The sequence below is a fragment of the Sphingobacterium sp. UBA7625 genome (genome assembly GCF_002484085.1).
GTDB classification, from domain to species: Bacteria; Bacteroidota; Bacteroidia; order Sphingobacteriales; family Sphingobacteriaceae; genus Sphingobacterium; species Sphingobacterium athyrii.
This window is the reverse complement of sequence record NZ_DLJD01000026.1, coordinates 149,736-169,349: the sequence shown is the minus strand read 5'-3', so window position 1 is coordinate 169,349 and position 19,614 is coordinate 149,736. Positions and strand designations below refer to the sequence as shown.

The window sequence follows — 19,614 nt, the reverse complement described above, 5'->3', positions numbered from 1 at the left end:
TACTTCCTTGAAAAAAAAAGAATTAGCAAAAAAGGAAGATTATTTAACAGGAAGATAATGGGCAGCAATAAACAACAGACCCCATAATCAATTAGAGAATCGTTGCCTGAACAAGGTACGGAAGAATCTCCTTTTGAAAAGAAATGAAATTTTTACGTACATCGGCATCCGAAACGGCAGTAAAAGCAAAAGAGAATACAATGCTCTTGCTTGATTTGATCAGAAATGCCAATTTTTCCTCACTGATCGCTTCATTGATCTTTTCATTCTGGATAAATGTACTTAAAAGCAGGAATTCCAGATCCTCAGATAGTGTTTTTAGATATTCCTGTGCATTGGCCGACTCACGGATAAATTCCCAGCCAATCAATTCATTGCATGCTGTATAGGTCAGCCGGCTGACACGAAGAATGGTGGAAGCCAAAAAAGAGGCCATATCATCCTCATATTTTGTGGTCTTTAAGATATCCAGCAGACTCGCCCGCAGATAATCCATCAAGATGGCATGCAAGATCATTTCCTTACTATCAAAGTATTTATAAACCGTCGCCTTAGCAATCTTAGCTTTTTTGGCCAACGTGTTTACACTGGTTTTATGATAACCATTTTGACGAAAGAGTTCCCGTGCTGTTCTTTTTATGGATTCAATGATATGATCTGGTTCCATATTCTTCAGATAAGACTAGAACACATCACACTATGCCCAATACCCGGGCCGAAGAAGACACACGCGAGGATTGGTAGTAGTGTGATGGTTTCAATAGTCTTTATTAGCATTGATTTATATTAATTCAGTCTCAAACTGAGCTAAGAAACGCGTATCATTTTCAGAGAAAAGTCGCAAATCTTTGATCACATATTTAAGATTTGTGATCCGTTCGATGCCCATACCGAAGGCAAAACCCGAATACTTTTTACTGTCGATTCCACAATTATCAAGTACATTCGGATCTACCATGCCGCAACCTAAAATCTCTACCCAACCTGAATATTTACAAAGATTACACCCAGCACCTTTACAGATCGTACATGAGATATCCATCTCCGCAGAAGGTTCTGTAAATGGGAAATACGAAGGGCGGAAACGCACTTTAGTGCCCTCACCATACATTTCTTGAACAAAATGGTACAAAGTCTGCTTCAAATCAGCAAACGAAACATTTTCATCCACATATAATCCTTCTACCTGATGAAAGAAACAATGCGCTCGTGCAGAAATCGCTTCGTTCCGATACACGCGTCCGGGCATAATCGCACGGAAAGGTGGTTTTCCAGCTTCCATGAGTCTAACCTGAACAGAAGATGTATGTGTTCTGAGTGTAATATCGTTACCTTCTTGTTTTTTGATAAAGAATGTGTCTTGCATATCACGCGCCGGATGTTCAGGTGGGAAATTCAACGCGGAGAAATTATGCCAGTCATCTTCAATCTCTGGTCCCTCAGAAACGATGAAGCCAAGCTTTTTAAAGATCTCAACAATTTCCTTGCGAACCAATGAGATTGGGTGTCTGGATCCCAATTGAAACCCATTACCCGGCAATGTTAAATCACCCTCCATTTGTTGGGATTTCTGCTTCTCACCGGAACCAAATTTCTCCTGTGCTTCCTTGAATGTATTTTCTGCCAACTGCTTAAATTCATTCAGTACTTTCCCCAAAGTACGTTTTTCTTCAGGAGTAACTGTTTTGAATTCGTCAAAAAGATTTTTTACGATCCCTTTGGAAACCAAAAACTTCAATCTGAAATTTTCTACATCGGCTGAAGAAGATGGCACAAACGCCTTAATTTCTTCAGTATACTGCGTAATTTTATCTTGCAACATAATTACGACAAACATAGCCAAAATTTCTGCCAAAAAGAAATTTTAGCCATCTCTCAAACGGCTTCGAAAACATCCCTGTCTGCAAAATTTCAATTAAGATCAACCAGAATAAACCTGTTTGTAATCAACTCATTGGACATAAAAACACTGGTAAGATGATTTTTTCATCCCTGTCAGAGGCAAGCAAGAGTATACTAAAAATCAAAAAGAGCAGACTTTCATCCGCTCTTTTGCTCATAACTATATAATGTAAAATAATATCCGCTCAATATTCAAAGCTGCTTTCGAGTTCGATTAAAATGGAAGCGGATTATCTTCCTGATCATTTTCGGTAAAATCAACTTCGATTTCTTTATCCTCGGCCTTCTGCGCCGGGGTGCTTGCAACATTTCCCGTATTAGCAGTTCCAGCTGGTTCAAAATCCGATTTGCGTCCCAAAAGAGTAAATGTCTCAGCAACCACCTCAGTAGCATAACGTCTGATACCCTCTTTATCTTCGTAGGTACGCGTACGTAATCGACCTTCGATATAGACCAATTTGCCCTTAGTAAGGTATTTTACCGCCACATCTGCCAAACCGCGCCACATGACAATATTGTGCCACTCGGTTTGTTCTACCCGTTTTCCGTCCTTGTTATACGTTTCTGAAGTTGCCAATGGGAAACTGGCAACGGAGACATTGCCTTCTAAATATCGAATTTCGGGGTCTTTTCCAAGATGTCCCACTAAAATAACTTTGTTAACTCCTGACATAATTTAAAAGCATAAATGGTTAAAAATTGGATCTTTCCAAAAAGGTAAAGATCAACTTGTGTTTAGCTAATTTATCTAAATCTTTTAAAAATACATAATCCCAATTGGATTTTTTTTGTTTTAGACCGCCCTTTAACTGCACTTCAAAGAATGTCGCATAAATATTCTGATGGCTCAGAATATGTTTAGTTTGTTTTTGCAGGAGTTTGATCTCCGCCTTTTCCCCAAAATACCGGACAAATTGCTCATCTATAAGAATCTCCGGTATCGTTAAAGTCCGATCGGACTCGACCAAGGGAAACTCATATAAATTCTGCCAGACATCGCCTTCTCCGCGCTTTGACATCAAAATTTGCGCTTCGTCTTTAAGGATAAAATAATTAAAATACCGTTCTCTGCTGGCCTTGCCCTTAAGTTTAACAGGCAGTCGGTCGACTTCCCCTTGGCGAATGGCATAACATGATGTATTAAACATACAAGTAATACACAAGGGTTGTTTTGGCTTACAATGAGTGGCCCCAAAGTCCATGATAGCTTGATTGTATAACGCCGGATGGTCTTGATCTAAATTCTCCTGAGCGATAGTCGTAAAAATTTTCTTTCCCTCAGTAGAATTGATCGCTGTATCTATTCCATAGTATCTCGATAGCACACGAAACACATTCCCATCCAGTACAGCCTGAGCCTCATTATTGGCAAAAGATGATATTGCGGCAGCTGTATATTCGCCTACACCGGGAAGTTTTAGCAGCGTTTTATAGTCTACGGGAAAAATGCCGTTATATTCGTCACGGACAATTCGTGCAGCCTTATGCATATTTCGTCCCCTTGAATAATAACCTAGTCCCTGCCAAAGGTGTAAAATATCGTCTTCCTCCGCATTGGCAAAGTCAACGACAGTCTCAAACCGTTCCACAAATCGTAAATAGTAGGGCATGCCTTGTTCTACCCGAGTCTGTTGCAGGATAATCTCCGAAAGCCATATCTTATAGGCATCTTTTGTTTCCCGCCATGGTAAATCACGCTTATGTTGTTTATACCAGGCCTGCAATTCCGCACCAAATGTCATAACAACAAAAATGCACAATTTTTCAGCATTTTCAAGCAGCGCGCAAACAAAGATCGGCTGCCGCTAACAAATCAAAACCTGAAACAAGCATTCCAATACTCACCTCTTATTTTTTCGCATTGCGAATCGATGTAATCTGTTCGTCCGGTTCCAAAATGGCATTCTCCAAACTAATGGAACCGTTATATTTTTCTTTTAATGCCTGATACAACCGCCCATCATAGGAGACAGCAAAGCGTCCATCTGCTTTCAGATAAACAGGCAAATGACGATTGCCTACATCAAAACAAAATTCGCCGACCATGGAAAGATCCTGACTGTCAAGCAATACACAAAGACAAGGCAAAATATTGACCTGAATAAACAAATCATCACTATGATAGATACATTGTCCCGACTGTAGGGCCGCACTGTCATCCCGCTGTATCTTGACTGTGTTGCCCTTACGCGTTTTTCGATGGATAACGCGTTTATTCACTTCAAAGTAGGAAAGATCCAAAATATCCGATTCACGATTGAATTTAACATGCTCAAAATTGAGAATGGACTCAATAAGGATTTCTGTCGGCTCTTTCGATTTACGCATATTTCAGTCCTTCCTCTGTTTTATTTTTGCTTGCCCTCCTTTTCCGCGGACTGGCTGCGCTTTTCTTTTCAGCAACAGCTATTTCTGTCACAACTGTTCCCGCCACAACTGGCGAAAGCTCAGCCCCTACATTTTCGATAACTTCAACTTCTTTTGACTCCGACAGTTTATGCATGGTAAAGTCCCAGCACAGTTGCCCCAACATTTGCAGAAAATCATAGAGCAACTCACCGTCAGAACCCAGCGCCCGAAGGATAACTACATCCGATGAAGCCTGTGTAAATCCATAAGAGATATCATTATATTCTACGGTCAATATTTCATCAAGCTCATTCTTTAATTCCTGAGCGAAAAGAGCGGAGAATAAAAAGGTCGCCTGATGGGTGTAGCCTTCAAAGAACAGCATTTTTTTGATGGGCTGCATTTTTGGTTGCAACAGCTGATTATCAATAAAGACCAGTTTTCCAGATCTGAAAATCTTAGTCTGTGTATGCAAACGATCAAACTCAAATGCTTCTTTCATATAAATCCGCCCGACACTGATGATATCACCCCACATCAAAACCGCATCTTCGGCCAGATGAATATGATTGGTCGCCTTGAATATAGAGTCTTTAAAAGGCGTGACCGGATGTGGGATGTAATGCAATATCCCCCCCGATGCAACCTGTACATCTGTATGCTGACTGGCACCCGTTTTCATCGGATGCAATTTATTGAAAGACTGCGTAAACAGCTTTAATTGGGCCTTTTCCTTTACATGGACATCAATATGAAGATGATCTGTATCCATAATACCGGGTGATGCACTCATGATAATCATTTCCAGATGGTCAGTTAGATTCACTGCTCCATAATGGGTCAATTTATAAGGCGCATTGTGATAGCTTTCTTTCAGCCTGCTTCTACCTTCCTCTTTGGCTACATTTAATACTATCTTACTATCCATATCCTATTGTTTTTAGCCTACTTGTTCTAATAAAGCGTACTCTTTGATCCATTTCTTTACGTCTTCCAATCCTTCTAATGTCATCAGATTCGTGAAAATAAAAGGACGTTCTCCACGCATGCGCAATGTATCCCGGCGCATGACCTCCAAATCTGCATGTACATAGGGTGCCAAATCAATTTTATTGATCAATAATAAGTCTGAGCGTGTGATACCCGGCCCACCTTTGCGCGGCATTTTTTCTCCTTCGGCAACATCAAGAACAAAGATGGTTAAATCCGCTAGATCAGGGCTGAACGTTGCTGTCAGGTTATCCCCCCCACTTTCAACAAAAATAAGCTCCACATCCTCAAAACGACCAGCCAATTCTTCCACAGCTTCAATATTCATTGATGCATCCTCACGGATCGCCGTATGTGGACATCCGCCAGTCTCTACACCAATAATGCGTTCAGCCGGGAGTGCCGAATTTTGCTGCAGATACATCGCATCTTCACGTGTATAAATATCATTTGTAACAACACATATGCTGTAATCTGCAGACATCGAACGTGTCAATCGTTCGATCAAAGCAGTCTTGCCCGATCCAACAGGTCCGGCAACACCAATTTTCACATAATTTCTTTTTGACGTCTTTTTCATCCGTATAATTTTTTCCTTATTATTTTTTCCATCGATTAGATGAAGTTTACTCCGCTTAAAATTTAAATCACTCAATCAGATAAAATAAATTTTAAGTATAAACAGTAATCTTGCTTTTACGATATATAGATACGTGTATATAACTTTTCATGTTGCATACAGCGGATATCCTGCGCGATACAACAATTACCGATTAAATCCTCTTCTAACGCTGGTTGCGCTGCAACCAACTTGTTGATCAATGGCTGCAACTTAAACAGAATCTGCTGTGCATCCATCTGACTAATAGGGACCAGTTTTGCGCAGTTGGTCATAATACCATTGAGTGAATTATAATAAAATGCGCTCAGTGCATCTGTATAACTAATTCCCTGTGCATGTGCAAACATGGCAAATGCCATGGCGTAATGCCCATGCAGTTCTTGGGTGTTTATTGCTTTTAAATAAGCTGAACAACGTTTAACCGGCTGCAGTTTTTCAGTCAGTTTCAAGAAACGTATTCCTAGTTTTTTACTTGCATCCCGAATTTCATATGGCGCTTTAAAGGCTGTGATCAAGGCATCTAATTCTGCTACCTTTTTCTTTGTTGCCTTTGTCTCGCATAACTGCCATGTCTTATGAAAAAAGGCCGCATCATTGTAATAGAAGCTATGTTCCAATAAAGTCTGCGCGTACTCTTTGGCAGTTTTCGAGTCATGTACGAGACCTTTGGTTATATAGGTTTCCAATCCATAGGAATGTGTGAATCCTCCAATCGGAAAAACGGAATCATTGATCTGCATCAATGTCAACAATGGATTCATATTATACCCCCTTTGCTAGTGTGATTTTATTTTGCACTACGGCATACTGATGGATGCGCAATGTATGCGTGCGTTCGATTACCCGTGACTCTTGCGTTGGTGTAAATCCCGCCCGCTGTAATTGTTCCCACAGCGGATTTTCGTAAGCCGCTATGATTTCATGAGCTGCGTTGATAAAAACTGGGATATGCTTATTGCCTATTTCTAAACATATTCTTGCCATATCCAATACATTTTTTGGTCGTACGACCAAACAAGGACAGGGCAATATTCGGACAACGATACGGAACTCCTCTGCTTCAAACAGGACATCACCATCAAACAAAGAGTCTTCACCCAGGTTTTTAAATCCGATCTCCCGGCCTTGAACGGTAAATCCCCGAATGACACGCCGCTCAGTATCAAACCATTCAAGCTCTAAAAAATCGAGTTCTCTAGCATCATGCTCCTTGCCAGCTGCCCAAATATTGCCTTTAACGTCTCTTGCTAAAATCATATATTCAAATTAGAACAGGAAGTAACGTTGTGCCATCGGAAGTTCGCTCAACGGCTCACAAGTCGCTAACACACCATCTACTGTTACTTCATACGTTTCTGGATTGACCACGATATTAGGTGTGGCATGGTTATGTACCATATCCTTTTTCATCACTGTACGACAGCCTTCTACTGGCAAACATTTACGTGATAAATTCAATTTCTGGATATTTCCATTCTCCAGCGATATTTTTGAAACGAAGTTAAAACACAGTCTTGACACCGCTTTACCATAATTTCCGAACATCGGCCGGTAGATAATTGGCTGTGGTGTAGGAATGGACGCATTTGCATCCCCCATTTTCGCACCTAGGATCATACCGCCTTTGATTATCATTTCTGGCTTTACACCGAATAACTCGGGTTTCCATAAGATCAGATCAGCATATTTACCTGTTTCGATAGATCCAATATATTTATCAATTCCGTGCGCTTTTGCAGGGTTGATCGTAAATTTGGAAATATAACGTTTTACGCGGAAGTTGTCATTTCCATGTGCTTTATCTTCCGCTAGTGGCCCACGTTGAATTTTCATCTTATGTGCGGTTTGGAATGTACGAGAGATCACCTCCCCCACACGCCCCATCGCCTGGCTATCCGAACTCATAATGGAGAATACCCCCATATCCTGAAGAATATCCTCAGCGGCAATCGTCTGTGGACGGATACGTGAATCAGCGAAAGCAACGTCTTCTTTTACATTTCTATCCAGGTGATGACAGACCATCAACATATCCAGGTGTTCCTCTGCAGTATTCACTGTAAATGGTTTTGTCGGATTGGTAGATGCAGGAAGGATATTTGGATACATCGCTATTTTGATGATATCAGGTGCGTGACCACCACCAGCTCCTTCGGTGTGGAAGGTATGAATAACACGACCGTCGATGGCAGCAACGGTATCTTCCAAGAAACCAGCTTCATTCAATGTATCTGTGTGTATAGCCACCTGTACGTCATACTTATCAGCAACTTTTAACGCGGCATCTATTGTTGCAGGTGTAGCACCCCAGTCTTCGTGGATTTTCACCCCCAATGCACCAGCTTCAATTTGCTCTTCGATCGGCTTTGTTGTCGAAACGTTACCTTTACCAAAGAAACCAACGTTGATCGGTAAGTTTTCAAACGCTTCAAACATACGCTCGATATACCATTTACCTGATGTAACAGTCGTCGCAAGAGTACCATCTGCTGGGCCAGCACCACCACCAATAAATGTGGTTACCCCAGAATACAATGCGGTCTCGATCTGCTGTGGTGATATAAAGTGAATGTGCGTATCAATACCACCAGCAGTAAGAATATAACCCGCACCACCATGAACTTCGGTAGATGCGCCGATAATCATTCCTTTGGTGACACCATCCTGTACGTCAGGATTACCTGCTTTTCCGATACCAACGATTTTCCCGTCTTTGATACCAATATCCCCCTTCACGATACCCCAATGGTCAATAATGATCACATTGGTAATACAAAAATCCAATACGTCTTCATCGCGTAATGCACGGGCAGATTGTCCCATACCGTCACGGATCGTTTTACCCCCACCGAATTTATTCTCTTCGCCATATACGTTGAAATCTTTTTCAATTTCTATAAACAGCTCCGTATCAGCTAAACGCACTTTATCACCCGTTGTCGGGCCAAAAAGAGCAGCATATTTCTCTCTAGGGATATAAAGCTCCCCATCAATATATTTAACAGATGATTTATCTAAACCTAGTTTATCTAAACCAAGCGCATGTAGACCAACGGTAGAACCCAATGCAGTGAGTCCTACAACCTTAATCCATTCGCGTCTATTCCATCCTCCCATGCTATATTATTTAGATTGTCTGAATTTTAATTTTTTCATTTTCTCAACGGCTTTAGTTTTGACATGCTGATCAGTATACTTCCCATTTGTCAATCCATTAAATCCGTGGATTTCTTTACTCCCGCCAAATTCAACCAGAATAATGGACTTCTGTTCACCTGGTTCAAATCGTACTGCTGTACTTGCTGGAATATTCAGGCGCATGCCAAATGCCTTTTCCCGGTCAAAGGACAGCAATTTATTCACCTCAAAAAAATGATAGTGCGATCCCACCTGAATCGGTCTATCGCCCTCATTTTTTACAACAACGCTAGTGGTCCTTCGGCCCACATTTGCCTTGATCTCTTCTTTCTTTAAAATGTATTCTCCTGGAATCATATTATTTTAATTTTTATTAACGGATAGGATCATGAACGGTGACCAACTTGGTGCCGTCCGGAAAAGTAACCTCAATCTGCACATCATGGATCATCTCAGGGACACCTTCCATGACCTGGCTTCTTTTCAATAAGGTCGTACCATAAGACATTAAGTCAGCAACAGAGCGTCCGTCTCTTGCTTCCTCCATGATCTGCGCACTGATATAGGCAATACATTCGGGATAATTTAGTTTCACCCCACGCTTTAGTCGCTTTGCTGCCAATTCTCCTGCTAAATGCAATAGCAGCTTCTCTGTTTCTCTCGGTGTTAAACGCATAAAAAATATCTGTTTGTTATTTTGTTAAAGGAATTATTACAAGACCGGAATTGTAAAGTATGCGCCAAAGGCAACACGGTTATATTGGCTTTTGTCGATTTTCATATGCCCTTTGTAGTCTACGGTATTACCTACATAACCAAGGTAAAATCGCAGATCCTGATTATGAAAAGGCTTATGTTGCAAGGCTGCAAAATATGTCCAGTTTTGACGGAAATTTTTACCAACTTCATCATCGTCTTTTGCTCCAGCAGTCTCATAACCACCTTTCAGCGCTACCTCCCATTTTTTACTCAAAAATTGATCATACCGAAGGATTGCGGAGGTATAACTGACATCCTTTGCCAAAACGCGCCCCGTACCCGTACGTCCGTAAAAGTCGTTGATGGCAGATGAAGCAATCAGCGCATGGTCAACACCCAGATAGGAATATTGCAAATCCAAATAGAGCATCTGTTTTGGCGTTTTAAGCTTGTTTGCCAAGGAAATGGAATGATTGGTATGTCCCTTTGCAAACTGAGAGATATTATAAGACCATTTTGTGTTTATTTTTTTTTCCAGAAAAGCACCTACCCAAGTAAAATAAGCACCCATTGGCACATCAGAACGCTCCAGATCACCTACTGCAAACCCATTTTTGCTGTGCACATCCATAAAGCTGTCGTTTGTGGTATTATACACTTGCGCATGTAAGGAATGATTGGGATTAACTTCGTAGGACAATGTTCCGCCGACTACAAATAAATTCAGGATGCGATCAACATAATCCGTGAATTTATATTCGTAAATTGGATTGTTTTCAAACTCGTAGCTCCCCACAATGGCACTCTGCTTACCTGCTGTGACCGACCATTTGAGATCTTTACCGAACTTATATTTGATGTAGGCCATATCCAATGCCCTTGAACCATTGTCCTGACTGGTCGGTGCAAATGATCTATTCAGTCGAAAACGTACTTTATAAGAAAGCTGCTCGTTGTAGTCACCGCTCATCAAAATACGGGCATCATCCAAATTAGCCTTCGCCTGGCCAGAGCCATCCCCATTATCAGATTGCAGACCAGCGCGCAACATAACGTCCAATTGAAATGATTTTGCTCTAGCGGGTTCTTTTGATAATAAACTACTTCTGGATAATAAGCTATTTCTTTCTGCGGGAATAGAATCCACTGGAGTCTGAGTCTGTGCATTTAATGTCACAACGCCCAAACCCAAGGTTGTAATAAGTGAAAGTGTTTTTTTCATCCGTTTAAATCGCTTTTTATTCGTGATGAAGCGATCAGATTTATTCGTTTATATGTTTGAATAAATCATGATGGTTTCATATGATATACCTAATTCGTGTACAAGTATATCATGGCGAATTAAAAATGGAATAAGGATGAGATTAAAATCAGATTAGAACACAATTTTTGGCAATTTGACAAGCACTTGGGTACCTTGTCCTTCGGCTGAGATTAGGGTTAGCTCCGCACCATGTAGATCAAAGATATTTTTGGCTAAAACAAGGCCAAGGCCATTTCCATAGATATCCCCCACATTGGAAGCACGATAAAAAGAAGTAAAAATATGGGGTTGATCTTTCTGAGGAATTCCGATGCCTTTGTCAAATATTTTAACTGTAATATTTTGGTCATCACAGCTGATGGCAATCTGTATCTGCTCGCCATTACCATATTTATATGCATTGGAGATGATATTGCTAAAAGCAATATAAAATAAATCAGGATTTGCAAAGACAGTTAGCTCATCACTATCCTCGGGGATCTGGGTAAGATCAAAAGACAGCCGAAAATCCTTATAGATGCTTCGTTCCGCTTTATAAATTTCATAGAGCAATTCATCAATACGGATGATTACTTTATTATCTACCTCCCCTTTAAAGCCCATACGGGATAATTGGAGCAAATTATTAATAATAAGTTCCATTTTATCGGCATATTTTGCAATTGTCTCCAACGAGTAATACGCTTCATGTTCTCTAGGGATAAGATTCCGCGCCAGCTCTGCCTCACCGCCAATGATTGTCAAAGGGGTTTTTAGCGAATGGGACGCATTACCGATAAAACTCTGTTGGGACTGCACAGAAATATCCAGGCGATTGAGCATAGAATTCAGGTTCGCGATCAGTACGCCAAGTTCATCTTTGGCGTTACTGAATTTACTGAAAAGTCTATAGTCCAGATTTGAAATATCCACCTTCCCTAAATCACGGTTGATATCCTTTATTGGCTTGAGCAGTCGGTCCGCAAAATAAAATGACATGAGGATAATCAGTAAAATGGCTAAAAACCCACCTGTTATCAGGGTACGGTCTAGGTGACGCTGCTCGTCATGTCCATACTCATCTATACCTTCGGATACGACGATAAGATTGTCATGATGGAGATTGTCGTTAAAGAATACCGCAACAAATGCAGTTTCGTTGTGCATATACCTACCTTTGCCGTTCTTAATGACGTCCTTATAGAAGCTCATGGGCATAGGTAAGTTAGGTTTAAACCGAATACTGTCGCTGCCTTTCACCACCCGCAGCAAATGATCTGTCCCTTCAGACAGCTGCTTGAGGTATTTGCGTTTTACCTGAATATATAATTCTTTGTTTTCTTCCTTTTGGTGCACAATATGATCGCCGACGATAACTGCATTTTCTTCTAACCGGTGAAAAAACTTAGTCTGCAAACTATCGTAGGTAAAATAAGAAACATAAAGGGCAAAGACAACAAGCAAAAGCGTGCTGATGATCGAAAATAAGAGTACAATCTTGGTCCTAATTTTCATGACGGATGACATAGCCCATACCGATAACCGTATGGATTAATTTACGTGCAAACTGTTTGTCAATCTTCTTCCGAAGATAATTGACATACACATCCACGACATTCGTACTTAGATCGACGTCCATCCCCCATACTTCCTCCAGGATATCTATCCGCGTTAATACTTTATTTCGATTGAGCATTAAGAATTCCAATAAACGGAACTCCGTAGCTGTGAGTATGATGGGCGTATTTCCTCGTTGTACCGATTTACTGTCCCGATCCAGTTGCAGATCGTCGAACGTCAGCACATTCTTTTGTTCGCTAACGGTTTTGGATTTACGGCTGTAGCGATTGATCCTGGCCTTTAGTTCTTCCAGACGAAACGGTTTGGTGAGATAGTCGTCAGCATCACGCTCAAAAGCCGCAACAATATCCTCTGTTTGGTTTAATGCTGTTAGAATAATTATAGGAATCTCATTATTGGACATACGGATGTTTTTGCAGACATCCAGACCATTCATCCCCGGCAGCATAACATCCAGCAAAATGAGGTCATAATGATTTAAGCCGGCCATTTTCAACCCAGTATAGCCATCCATTGCAATGCTAATGTTATAGCCTTCTTCCTTTAGCCCTCTTTCTATTAATGATATGACCGACGGTTCGTCTTCTATAAGCAATAGTTCCACAGATATTGTTTTAAAAAGTAAATTTAAGGTTTGTAAAATACAAAAATATCAGCACAGCTCTTATATAAACCGTTGTCTATCATGAAATTCACTCTTTCTTGACTTTTATATGATACTTTTTACGATGATATAAGCAGCAGAGTTACCTCGGTCTGCTTTTAATCACTTATTTTACAAAATGGCATTCGCTCACAATAATATCAAAATTTTTGCATGATTTTTCTCAAATGACAAAAGATTATTTCACAAACCAGTCAAATTTCAATACATTCGTATTTTAATTTGTATTCCTAATGAAACATTTTTTCCTTTGCATAGCATTTTTCACATTAATTTTTGTTAAAACCGGTTCGGCTCAACAAAAACTATTCAAAATCACCTATCAGTTTGCAGATCCCGAAACAGGTACAGACACATCAAGTTCCGAATTTATCAAAATATTGGCCGGTAGCGGAGAGGCCTTGATGCATGCCTATATCTGCAACGATCAAATGCGCGTAGAAACGCTACTTTTTGGAAAATCAGTACAGATTAGCAATATAAAAGAAGAGACTTCCTATCTGATAGATGAAAACAGCAAAACCTACACACCGACCGATTTGGCGTCCGGCAAGCTTATTGAAACATCAGAAGGTGCTGATTATGCTTATTCCAGTGATTTTGAAATCAGTCTAGTCCCGAATGAAAAGAAAGTTATCGCGGGCTTGCCCTGCAAAAAGGCGATATTCAACCTGGCCGGCAGTAAAGATAAAAAAACTGAGATCACAGTCTGGTATGCAGAACAATTGCCCAAATTATACTGGGGCACTTATGACTATCTCGAAAAGGTGCCCGGAGCAGCCCTTTATATCGGTGCAGAAGGTTTAGGAATTCAGGCGACTACAGTTGAAGAAGTCCCTTATGATACGGCCTTATTCGAAATTCCAGAAGGTTATGAAGAAGGGGAAGCCGAAGAAGCCGCTGCTGACTCTGCATTAAATGACCATTTATCTTGGTATCAGGACTCTACTACTGAATATTTTGGCGTACAGGACAGCTTAGGCAATAAACTCACTCCTGCAAAATATGCGTCCATCTACGCCTACGTGGGTGATTACGCAATCGTCACCGATGCAGCCCAGATGTTTGGCCTGATCGACCTACAAGGTAGAGAAGTTATCCCATGTCAATATGAATCGTTAAGTTTAGATTCGGAAGGCGCACCGTTAGTCTTTATGAAAGACCAAAAGTATGGCCTATTGGATTATACAGGAAAACTACTGCTCGCTGCAAAATATGATTTCATCTCCATTCCCAGCTTAAGCCACGCGCTGTACACCGAAGGGGACTATACCGGTGTGCTCGATCTGAAAGGCAATATATTGATTCCCGCAAAATATGAGACAATAGCTGAATACAGTGACCACCTAGCACTGATTATTGAAAACCAAGCCTATCAGTTAGTTGACAAATCCGGTAAAAAATTGTTACCTACAAGTCAGGAGTTCTTATCTTTTGCTGGCGAGAAATTATTATTGGTTTTTAAAGACAACAAATATGGCTATATAGACTACAGTGGCAAAGTGGTCATTCCTTTTAAATTTCAAAATGCACAAACCTTTGAAAATGGATTAGCCTTGGTCAGCGAAGACCTGGAGAATTTTTACTATATTAATGCTCAAGGAAAGTTTATAAAAAAGTATGCAGAGTAATCCACAGACATTCTATCTTTCAACATTGCATCGCGGAAGATACATGTTTATTCTATTGACCTCGATTCTATTGATAGGGATAGGGATGTCAAAAGTTCCGATTCAGGAAATTTATAAGATCATTATAGCTCTTCTGATGGTTCCCTTGGCGCTTTATCTGGCGATCAAGTGTTCTACACTGGATTCAACATGGCGATTGGACACGGATATACTCACCATCAGCAATTCAAAGAAAACTATTGAATTCCCATTGAGCAACATTTCACATATCCGAAATCTCAGACGCTCGGGTGGAAATTTGATTATCATAAACCAAAACAAAGGTTCCGCTTTTCGCACCTGGCGCAACAAATTATTTCAAAAAGAAGATGACTTACCCTTATTAGTCGAGGCCCTCAAGGAAGCCAACATTGAATATTACGATATGTAATAAAGCACATTCCACGGTAACATTTGTTACCGTTTTTTGTAATAGCGCTATGTACCTTTGTCATATAACTTTAGAACAAGCTATGTTATTGGAATACATCAAACAACCATGGCCTTGGTATATTTCAGGGCCTTTAATTGCATTAGTCATGTACTTGTTGCTAAAACAGGGGAAGGATTTCGGTATGTCGAACAATCTGCGGACAATGTGTACGGTATTAGGTGCCGGTAAATCATCCTCTTTTTTTCGCTTCGACTGGAAGACGCAATCCTGGAACCTTCTTGTGGTACTCGGGACCGCCATTGGAGGATTCATAGCTCATTACTTTTTAAGTGACGGGGCCGCTGCGCAAATCAATGCAAAAAGTGTCGCTGATTTAAAGGAACTGGGAATAATTGATCAGCTACAGGGCTATCTTCCCGAATCTATCTTTATTTTTAATGGCTCTTGGTTTCAGTTTCTAATACTAAGCATTGGCGGACTATTGATTGGATTCGGAACAAGATACGCCGGAGGCTGTTCATCAGGACACGCTATCTCAGGACTCAGTAATTTCCAGCTTCCCTCATTAATTGCTGTCATTGGCTTTTTTATAGGTGGAATTATCATGGTTCACTTCTTATTTCCTTTAATCTTCGCATAAATGAAAGCAGTAAAATTTATATTGATCGGGATCTTATTTGGGATCATTTTATACAAATCAGAAGCGGCCTCCTGGTATCGTATTTATGAGATGTTTCAGTTCCGCTCCTTTCATATGTATGGTATGATCGGCACTGCACTTGCAACAGCGATTATACTTGTACAAATTATAAAGCGCAAACAGGTCAAAGACAGCAATGGCATGCCGATCGTCTTTCTGGACAAAGACAAAAGTATCACACGCTATTTGGCGGGGGGGACCATCTTCGGACTGGGCTGGGCATTGACTGGAGCCTGCCCGGGCCCCATGTTTGCGTTGATCGGTTCTGGCTATTGGACATTGGGCATTGTATTGCTCTTTGCCATCTTGGGAACATGGATCTATGGTGTACTGAGAAACAAATTGCCCCATTGAGTTTTGATTTACCGCTAACCGCGCTGTGCTTAAATGAGAAAAAGCTGATAATCCACTTCAAAGGTTCATTTTAAAGAAAGCATTTAATTTAGGGCAAATGGAATTACTATTTATAATTGGCTTTTTATTAGCGATTTTAGTTGGGCTATCCATGGGTTTGATGGGGAGTGGCGGCAGTATTTTAACACTACCGATCTTCGTGTACCTATTTCATGTTGAACCACAATATGCGCTTGATTATTCCCTGTTTTCCATTGGAATACTGGCCCTGATAGGTTCGGTCAAGCCAGTGACTAAAGGTGAGGTAGATCTAAAAACTACAGCTATTTTCCTGATCCCTTCCTTAGTGTCAGTCTACTTGACCAAGCGCCACCTGTTGATTGCCATACCAACGCAATTTCATCTTGCGGAAATGGCGGTCTCCAGAAATCACGTTATTATGCTGCTGTTTTCGATTGTTATCCTGATTTCCGCTCTGGCAATGATCCGCAGAAGGAAACAGGTCGAAATATCAGCCGTCACAATGCATATTGGTCAAGTTTTAAAAATAATTATTGCAGGTTTACTCGTTGGTATCATGACAGGACTTGTCGGTGCCGGAGGTGGCTTTATTATTGTGCCTTCTTTGGTGCTATTGTTGGGCATTCCATTAAAAAAGGCTATCGCGACATCACTATTCATCATTGGGTTAAACGCCTCCTTTGGTCTGATTGCGAACTACCAGCTGTTGAACCACATGAATTGGCCGATATTGCTTACTTTTACGTTAATCACTTTAATAGGCCTTCAGATGGGTTCCAAATGGAAAGACAAACTGGAAGTGGTGCGATTACAGGGGATTTTCGGTTATTTCCTGATCAGTATCGGTATCTTAATACTTATGGTCGAAATCATTCAATTCGTAAATCATTAAAAATCATATATTATGTTTTTTCAACACATTTTCGAGTCATCTTTAGCACATTCAAGTTATTTAATTGGCTGCCAGGCCAAAGGTGTTGCCCTAGTAATTGACCCCAAAAGAGATGTCGACACTTACTTGGCGATTGCAGCAAAAAACAATTTAAAAATTACACATATTGCCGAAACACATATCCATGCTGATTATCTCTCCGGAACATTGGAATTAGCCGAACTAACTGGCGCCCAATGTTACCTTTCAGACGAAGGGGGCGAAGACTGGCAATATGAGTTTCCACATATTGGATTAAAAGATGGTGACCAGATCCACCTTGGAAATCTAATTTTTAAGGTGCTTCACACACCGGGGCATACTCCTGAAAGCCTTAGTTTTGTTCTAATTGATACTCCGGCAACAATGGATCCGGTGATGATATTTACAGGTGATTTTGTATTTGTTGGAGACATCGGCCGTCCAGATCTTTTGGAGAATGCAGCTGGACTCATCGGTACCAAAGAAATTGGTGCACAGCAGATGTTTAAGTCTTTACAGCTTTTTTTGACCCTGCCGGATTATATCCAGGTGTGGCCTGCCCATGGCGCCGGTTCGGCATGTGGTAAAGCATTGGGCGCCGTACCTAGTTCAACCGTTGGCTACGAACGGATTCGCAACTGGGCACTTCAATATCAAAATAATGAAAGTGGTTTTGTCACTGAACTTTTGGATGGACAGCCTGAGCCACCACGCTATTTTGCCATGATGAAGAAACTCAACAAAATCAGGCGTCCGCTACAAACGAGCGTACCTCAGTATCCCAAGCTCTCGATGGAAGAGTTCAATAGATTATATCAGTCTGGTACGACAGTTATTGATACACGAAATAAGTTTGATTTTGCTCAAGGTTATCTCCCGGGTAGCATCAACATACAACATAATCGAACATTCAATACCTGGGCTGGCTGGATATTGGATTACACGCAACCTTTTGTCCTTATCATGGATGAAAAGGAGAAGGATGAAATCGCACGTAAGTTAATGCGCATTGGGCTTGATCATGCTGTGGGTTATATTTCAGTGGAAACCATTGCCCAACTCGGAATTCCTTTGGAACGCCAGCAGCTCATTGGATTCCAGGAAATGAATAAGGCATTTAAAAATTCCAACGTTCAAATCTTAGATGTCAGGAACACTGCAGAATTCACCGAAGGACACTTGCCCAATGCCACTCATCTCTTCGTAGGAACAATTGAAAACCACCTGGACAAGATTGATCAAGAGAAAGAATTATACTTGCATTGCCAATCTGGGGATCGGGCGACGATTGCAGCTTCGATCTTGGCTAAACATGTGATTAAAGACGTTAAAATATACAGCGCATCCATCAATGACTGGAAAGCTAAAGGTGGCATACTGGTTAAATAGACTGCTAAACAAAATAGCTCCAGAATTTATCACTGGAGCTATTTTGTCTTTCTGTTATCGTAGTTATTAAGGAGCTTTTATAGACTGTTCCTATTAATTCGCAGGAATTCAATAATCTCATCCTTCTTCTCTTCCACCTTCCCTTTCTTCTCGACAAATTGATGATTATAGATGGTCAGATATTGATGGTCATCAGTATCCGATTCATACACTTCTGCAGTCGCAAAAGAAAAATGCTCTTCCTCATCGGAAAGGTGATCGTAGACATAGGCAAAATCATGATTTGCCAATGTGTTCGCCATTGCGTCTTTGTCCTCAATAAATTTTAATCTTCCGGGCAAAATTCTCTTTTTCATCCACATTTCGTCTTTTTCTGAAAAAGGATAAATGGTAATCCCACGAAAAGCCATGATGATGGGTGTAATCAGGATGATTGCCATTTCAATAGCCCAGACGGCCCAGAGCATTGCTCCGGAGACTGGTGACTTCTTTAAGGTAAACGTACCAACCTCATTTAGCCCCTGCAGCGCCTCCCAGATAAAAGATGGATGCATAAAAAACGCTTTAAAACCTTCCAGACTAAAAGAAGATTTTACCCAAGTGTCTCCACCCATGGTACCCTCAGCATTATACATCAGTGAAACGAACAGCGCCCACTGTGCGTAAAAACCAACTAGGGCAACAATCAGCGTGATGATAATCGCGACGCCTTTATTTCTTAGCTTCCACTGTTTGAAACAAAAATTGAGCAGATAGAACAGTCCTGCGCCAAACCCAAGTGTGATAAATACATTGAAATAGACAATCGGAATAAACCATTGTAAAGCGATGTAGATAATGGCCAGAACAATTGCCCCGACAATACCTAACACAAGTGAACCGATTAATGCTAAAGCAGGCACCTTCCCCGAAGGCCTATAATACAGATTTTCCATAAATTTATTTGTAATATTTGTTAACTCAACAGATAAATTTTCTAACCAAA

General features: G+C 40.7%; 21 protein-coding genes and 1 pseudogene. 6 read left to right on the top strand and 16 right to left on the bottom strand.

The features are described from left to right. Nucleotides 1-91: 91 nt before the first annotated feature. The 15 genes and pseudogenes from B4G94_RS11200 to B4G94_RS11130 all read right to left on the bottom strand — a co-directional run bounded on the left by B4G94_RS11200 (nt 92) and on the right by B4G94_RS11130 (nt 13,128). Entirely contained in the window at nt 92-667 is a 576-nt protein-coding gene (locus B4G94_RS11200) for a TetR/AcrR family transcriptional regulator (RefSeq protein ID WP_286858914.1), read from the bottom strand. 114 nt (nt 668-781) lie between these two features. After that, complete coding sequence (pheS, locus tag B4G94_RS11195) at nt 782-1,822, bottom strand: phenylalanine--tRNA ligase subunit alpha (RefSeq protein WP_108636282.1); 1,041 nt, start codon at nt 1,820-1,822, stop codon at nt 782-784. 294 nt (nt 1,823-2,116) lie between these two features. Continuing rightward, entirely contained in the window at nt 2,117-2,575 is a 459-nt protein-coding gene (locus tag B4G94_RS11190; protein ID WP_108636283.1) for a single-stranded DNA-binding protein, read from the bottom strand. 19 nt (nt 2,576-2,594) lie between these two features. Then, nucleotides 2,595-3,644, bottom strand: coding sequence for an A/G-specific adenine glycosylase (gene mutY, locus B4G94_RS11185; protein WP_286858913.1), 1,050 nt, complete (start codon nt 3,642-3,644; stop codon nt 2,595-2,597). 106 nt (nt 3,645-3,750) lie between these two features. After that, entirely contained in the window at nt 3,751-4,230 is a 480-nt protein-coding gene (locus B4G94_RS11180) for an urease accessory protein UreE (protein WP_286858912.1), read from the bottom strand. Continuing rightward, complete coding sequence (locus B4G94_RS11175) at nt 4,223-5,179, bottom strand: urease accessory protein UreD (RefSeq protein WP_286858911.1); 957 nt, start codon at nt 5,177-5,179, stop codon at nt 4,223-4,225. Before B4G94_RS11175 ends, B4G94_RS11180 begins: the two co-directional genes overlap by 8 nt. Before the next feature lie 12 nt (nt 5,180-5,191). Further along, on the bottom strand, nt 5,192-5,821 hold the full coding sequence (ureG, locus tag B4G94_RS11170) for an urease accessory protein UreG (RefSeq protein WP_108636387.1): 630 nt from the start codon (nt 5,819-5,821) through the stop codon (nt 5,192-5,194). Nucleotides 5,822-5,937: 116 nt separating this feature from the next. After that, entirely contained in the window at nt 5,938-6,624 is a 687-nt protein-coding gene (locus B4G94_RS11165) for an urease accessory protein UreF (RefSeq protein ID WP_104385299.1), read from the bottom strand. Between the two features lies 1 nt (nt 6,625). Then, entirely contained in the window at nt 6,626-7,120 is a 495-nt protein-coding gene (locus B4G94_RS11160; protein ID WP_286858909.1) for an urease accessory protein UreE, read from the bottom strand. A gap of 9 nt (nt 7,121-7,129) precedes the next feature. Further along, entirely contained in the window at nt 7,130-8,980 is a 1,851-nt protein-coding gene (gene ureC, locus B4G94_RS11155) for an urease subunit alpha (protein WP_286858908.1), read from the bottom strand. An 81-nt stretch (nt 8,981-9,061) separates the two neighbouring features. Next, nucleotides 9,062-9,358: pseudogene (gene ureB / locus B4G94_RS11150) on the bottom strand (urease subunit beta); the annotation flags it as partial. 16 nt (nt 9,359-9,374) lie between these two features. Continuing rightward, nucleotides 9,375-9,677, bottom strand: a complete 303-nt coding sequence (gene ureA, locus B4G94_RS11145) for an urease subunit gamma (protein ID WP_046674789.1) — start codon at nt 9,675-9,677, stop codon at nt 9,375-9,377. Between the two features lie 36 nt (nt 9,678-9,713). Further along, complete coding sequence (locus tag B4G94_RS11140) at nt 9,714-10,922, bottom strand: porin (protein ID WP_165305443.1); 1,209 nt, start codon at nt 10,920-10,922, stop codon at nt 9,714-9,716. 153 nt (nt 10,923-11,075) lie between these two features. Next, nucleotides 11,076-12,458 carry a sensor histidine kinase gene (locus tag B4G94_RS11135; RefSeq protein ID WP_286858906.1) on the bottom strand — a complete coding sequence of 461 codons (1,383 nt, stop codon included), beginning with the start codon at nt 12,456-12,458 and terminating at the stop codon, nt 11,076-11,078. Further along, nucleotides 12,448-13,128, bottom strand: a complete 681-nt coding sequence (locus B4G94_RS11130) for a response regulator transcription factor (protein WP_108636292.1) — start codon at nt 13,126-13,128, stop codon at nt 12,448-12,450. The genes B4G94_RS11135 and B4G94_RS11130 overlap by 11 nt, the downstream gene beginning before the upstream one ends. A 293-nt stretch (nt 13,129-13,421) precedes the next feature. On the opposite strand from B4G94_RS11130, the gene B4G94_RS11125 reads away from it, so the two are divergent. The 6 genes from B4G94_RS11125 to B4G94_RS11100 all read left to right on the top strand — a co-directional run bounded on the left by B4G94_RS11125 (nt 13,422) and on the right by B4G94_RS11100 (nt 18,629). Then, nucleotides 13,422-14,819 (top strand): WG repeat-containing protein, encoded by a 1,398-nt coding sequence (locus B4G94_RS11125; RefSeq protein WP_286858904.1) that lies wholly within the window; start codon nt 13,422-13,424, stop codon nt 14,817-14,819. Next, nucleotides 14,809-15,249 (top strand): hypothetical protein, encoded by a 441-nt coding sequence (locus B4G94_RS11120; RefSeq protein WP_245935912.1) that lies wholly within the window; start codon nt 14,809-14,811, stop codon nt 15,247-15,249. Before B4G94_RS11125 ends, B4G94_RS11120 begins: the two co-directional genes overlap by 11 nt. 82 nt (nt 15,250-15,331) lie before the next feature. Next, on the top strand, nt 15,332-15,892 hold the full coding sequence (locus tag B4G94_RS11115) for a YeeE/YedE family protein (protein WP_206531857.1): 561 nt from the start codon (nt 15,332-15,334) through the stop codon (nt 15,890-15,892). Continuing rightward, on the top strand, nt 15,893-16,306 hold the full coding sequence (locus tag B4G94_RS11110; protein ID WP_108636294.1) for a DUF6691 family protein: 414 nt from the start codon (nt 15,893-15,895) through the stop codon (nt 16,304-16,306). It begins immediately after the preceding gene. A 97-nt stretch (nt 16,307-16,403) separates the two neighbouring features. After that, on the top strand, nt 16,404-17,219 hold the full coding sequence (locus B4G94_RS11105; RefSeq protein ID WP_286858899.1) for a sulfite exporter TauE/SafE family protein: 816 nt from the start codon (nt 16,404-16,406) through the stop codon (nt 17,217-17,219). Nucleotides 17,220-17,231: 12 nt separating this feature from the next. Next, a complete protein-coding gene (locus B4G94_RS11100; RefSeq protein WP_286858898.1) occupies nt 17,232-18,629 on the top strand; it encodes an MBL fold metallo-hydrolase in 1,398 nt (465 codons plus the stop codon). A 77-nt stretch (nt 18,630-18,706) separates the two neighbouring features. Here B4G94_RS11100 and B4G94_RS11095 read toward each other — a convergent pair whose 3' ends face one another. Then, nucleotides 18,707-19,564, bottom strand: a complete 858-nt coding sequence (locus B4G94_RS11095; protein WP_286858897.1) for a hypothetical protein — start codon at nt 19,562-19,564, stop codon at nt 18,707-18,709. Nucleotides 19,565-19,614: the final 50 nt, after the last annotated feature.

Excerpts from the sequence above, each read along its gene's own strand:
- B4G94_RS11190 (WP_108636283.1), bottom strand. The coding sequence starts at position 2,575 with ATGTCAGGAGTTAACAAAGTTATTTTAGTGGGACATCTTGGAAAAGAC.
- B4G94_RS11105 (WP_286858899.1), top strand. The coding sequence starts at position 16,404 with ATGGAATTACTATTTATAATTGGCTTTTTATTAGCGATTTTAGTTGGG.
- B4G94_RS11135 (WP_286858906.1), bottom strand. The coding sequence starts at position 12,458 with ATGAAAATTAGGACCAAGATTGTACTCTTATTTTCGATCATCAGCACG.
- mutY (WP_286858913.1), bottom strand. The coding sequence starts at position 3,644 with ATGACATTTGGTGCGGAATTGCAGGCCTGGTATAAACAACATAAGCGT.
- B4G94_RS11115 (WP_206531857.1), top strand. The coding sequence starts at position 15,332 with ATGTTATTGGAATACATCAAACAACCATGGCCTTGGTATATTTCAGGG.
- ureA (WP_046674789.1), bottom strand. The coding sequence starts at position 9,677 with ATGCGTTTAACACCGAGAGAAACAGAGAAGCTGCTATTGCATTTAGCA.
- B4G94_RS11095 (WP_286858897.1), bottom strand. The coding sequence starts at position 19,564 with ATGGAAAATCTGTATTATAGGCCTTCGGGGAAGGTGCCTGCTTTAGCA.
- B4G94_RS11110 (WP_108636294.1), top strand. The coding sequence starts at position 15,893 with ATGAAAGCAGTAAAATTTATATTGATCGGGATCTTATTTGGGATCATT.
- B4G94_RS11200 (WP_286858914.1), bottom strand. The coding sequence starts at position 667 with ATGGAACCAGATCATATCATTGAATCCATAAAAAGAACAGCACGGGAA.
- pheS (WP_108636282.1), bottom strand. The coding sequence starts at position 1,822 with ATGTTGCAAGATAAAATTACGCAGTATACTGAAGAAATTAAGGCGTTT.
- B4G94_RS11160 (WP_286858909.1), bottom strand. The coding sequence starts at position 7,120 with ATGATTTTAGCAAGAGACGTTAAAGGCAATATTTGGGCAGCTGGCAAG.
- ureC (WP_286858908.1), bottom strand. The coding sequence starts at position 8,980 with ATGGGAGGATGGAATAGACGCGAATGGATTAAGGTTGTAGGACTCACT.
- B4G94_RS11175 (WP_286858911.1), bottom strand. The coding sequence starts at position 5,179 with ATGGATAGTAAGATAGTATTAAATGTAGCCAAAGAGGAAGGTAGAAGC.
- B4G94_RS11120 (WP_245935912.1), top strand. The coding sequence starts at position 14,809 with ATGCAGAGTAATCCACAGACATTCTATCTTTCAACATTGCATCGCGGA.
- B4G94_RS11180 (WP_286858912.1), bottom strand. The coding sequence starts at position 4,230 with ATGCGTAAATCGAAAGAGCCGACAGAAATCCTTATTGAGTCCATTCTC.
- B4G94_RS11100 (WP_286858898.1), top strand. The coding sequence starts at position 17,232 with ATGTTTTTTCAACACATTTTCGAGTCATCTTTAGCACATTCAAGTTAT.
- B4G94_RS11125 (WP_286858904.1), top strand. The coding sequence starts at position 13,422 with ATGAAACATTTTTTCCTTTGCATAGCATTTTTCACATTAATTTTTGTT.
- ureG (WP_108636387.1), bottom strand. The coding sequence starts at position 5,821 with ATGAAAAAGACGTCAAAAAGAAATTATGTGAAAATTGGTGTTGCCGGA.
- B4G94_RS11140 (WP_165305443.1), bottom strand. The coding sequence starts at position 10,922 with ATGAAAAAAACACTTTCACTTATTACAACCTTGGGTTTGGGCGTTGTG.
- B4G94_RS11165 (WP_104385299.1), bottom strand. The coding sequence starts at position 6,624 with ATGAATCCATTGTTGACATTGATGCAGATCAATGATTCCGTTTTTCCG.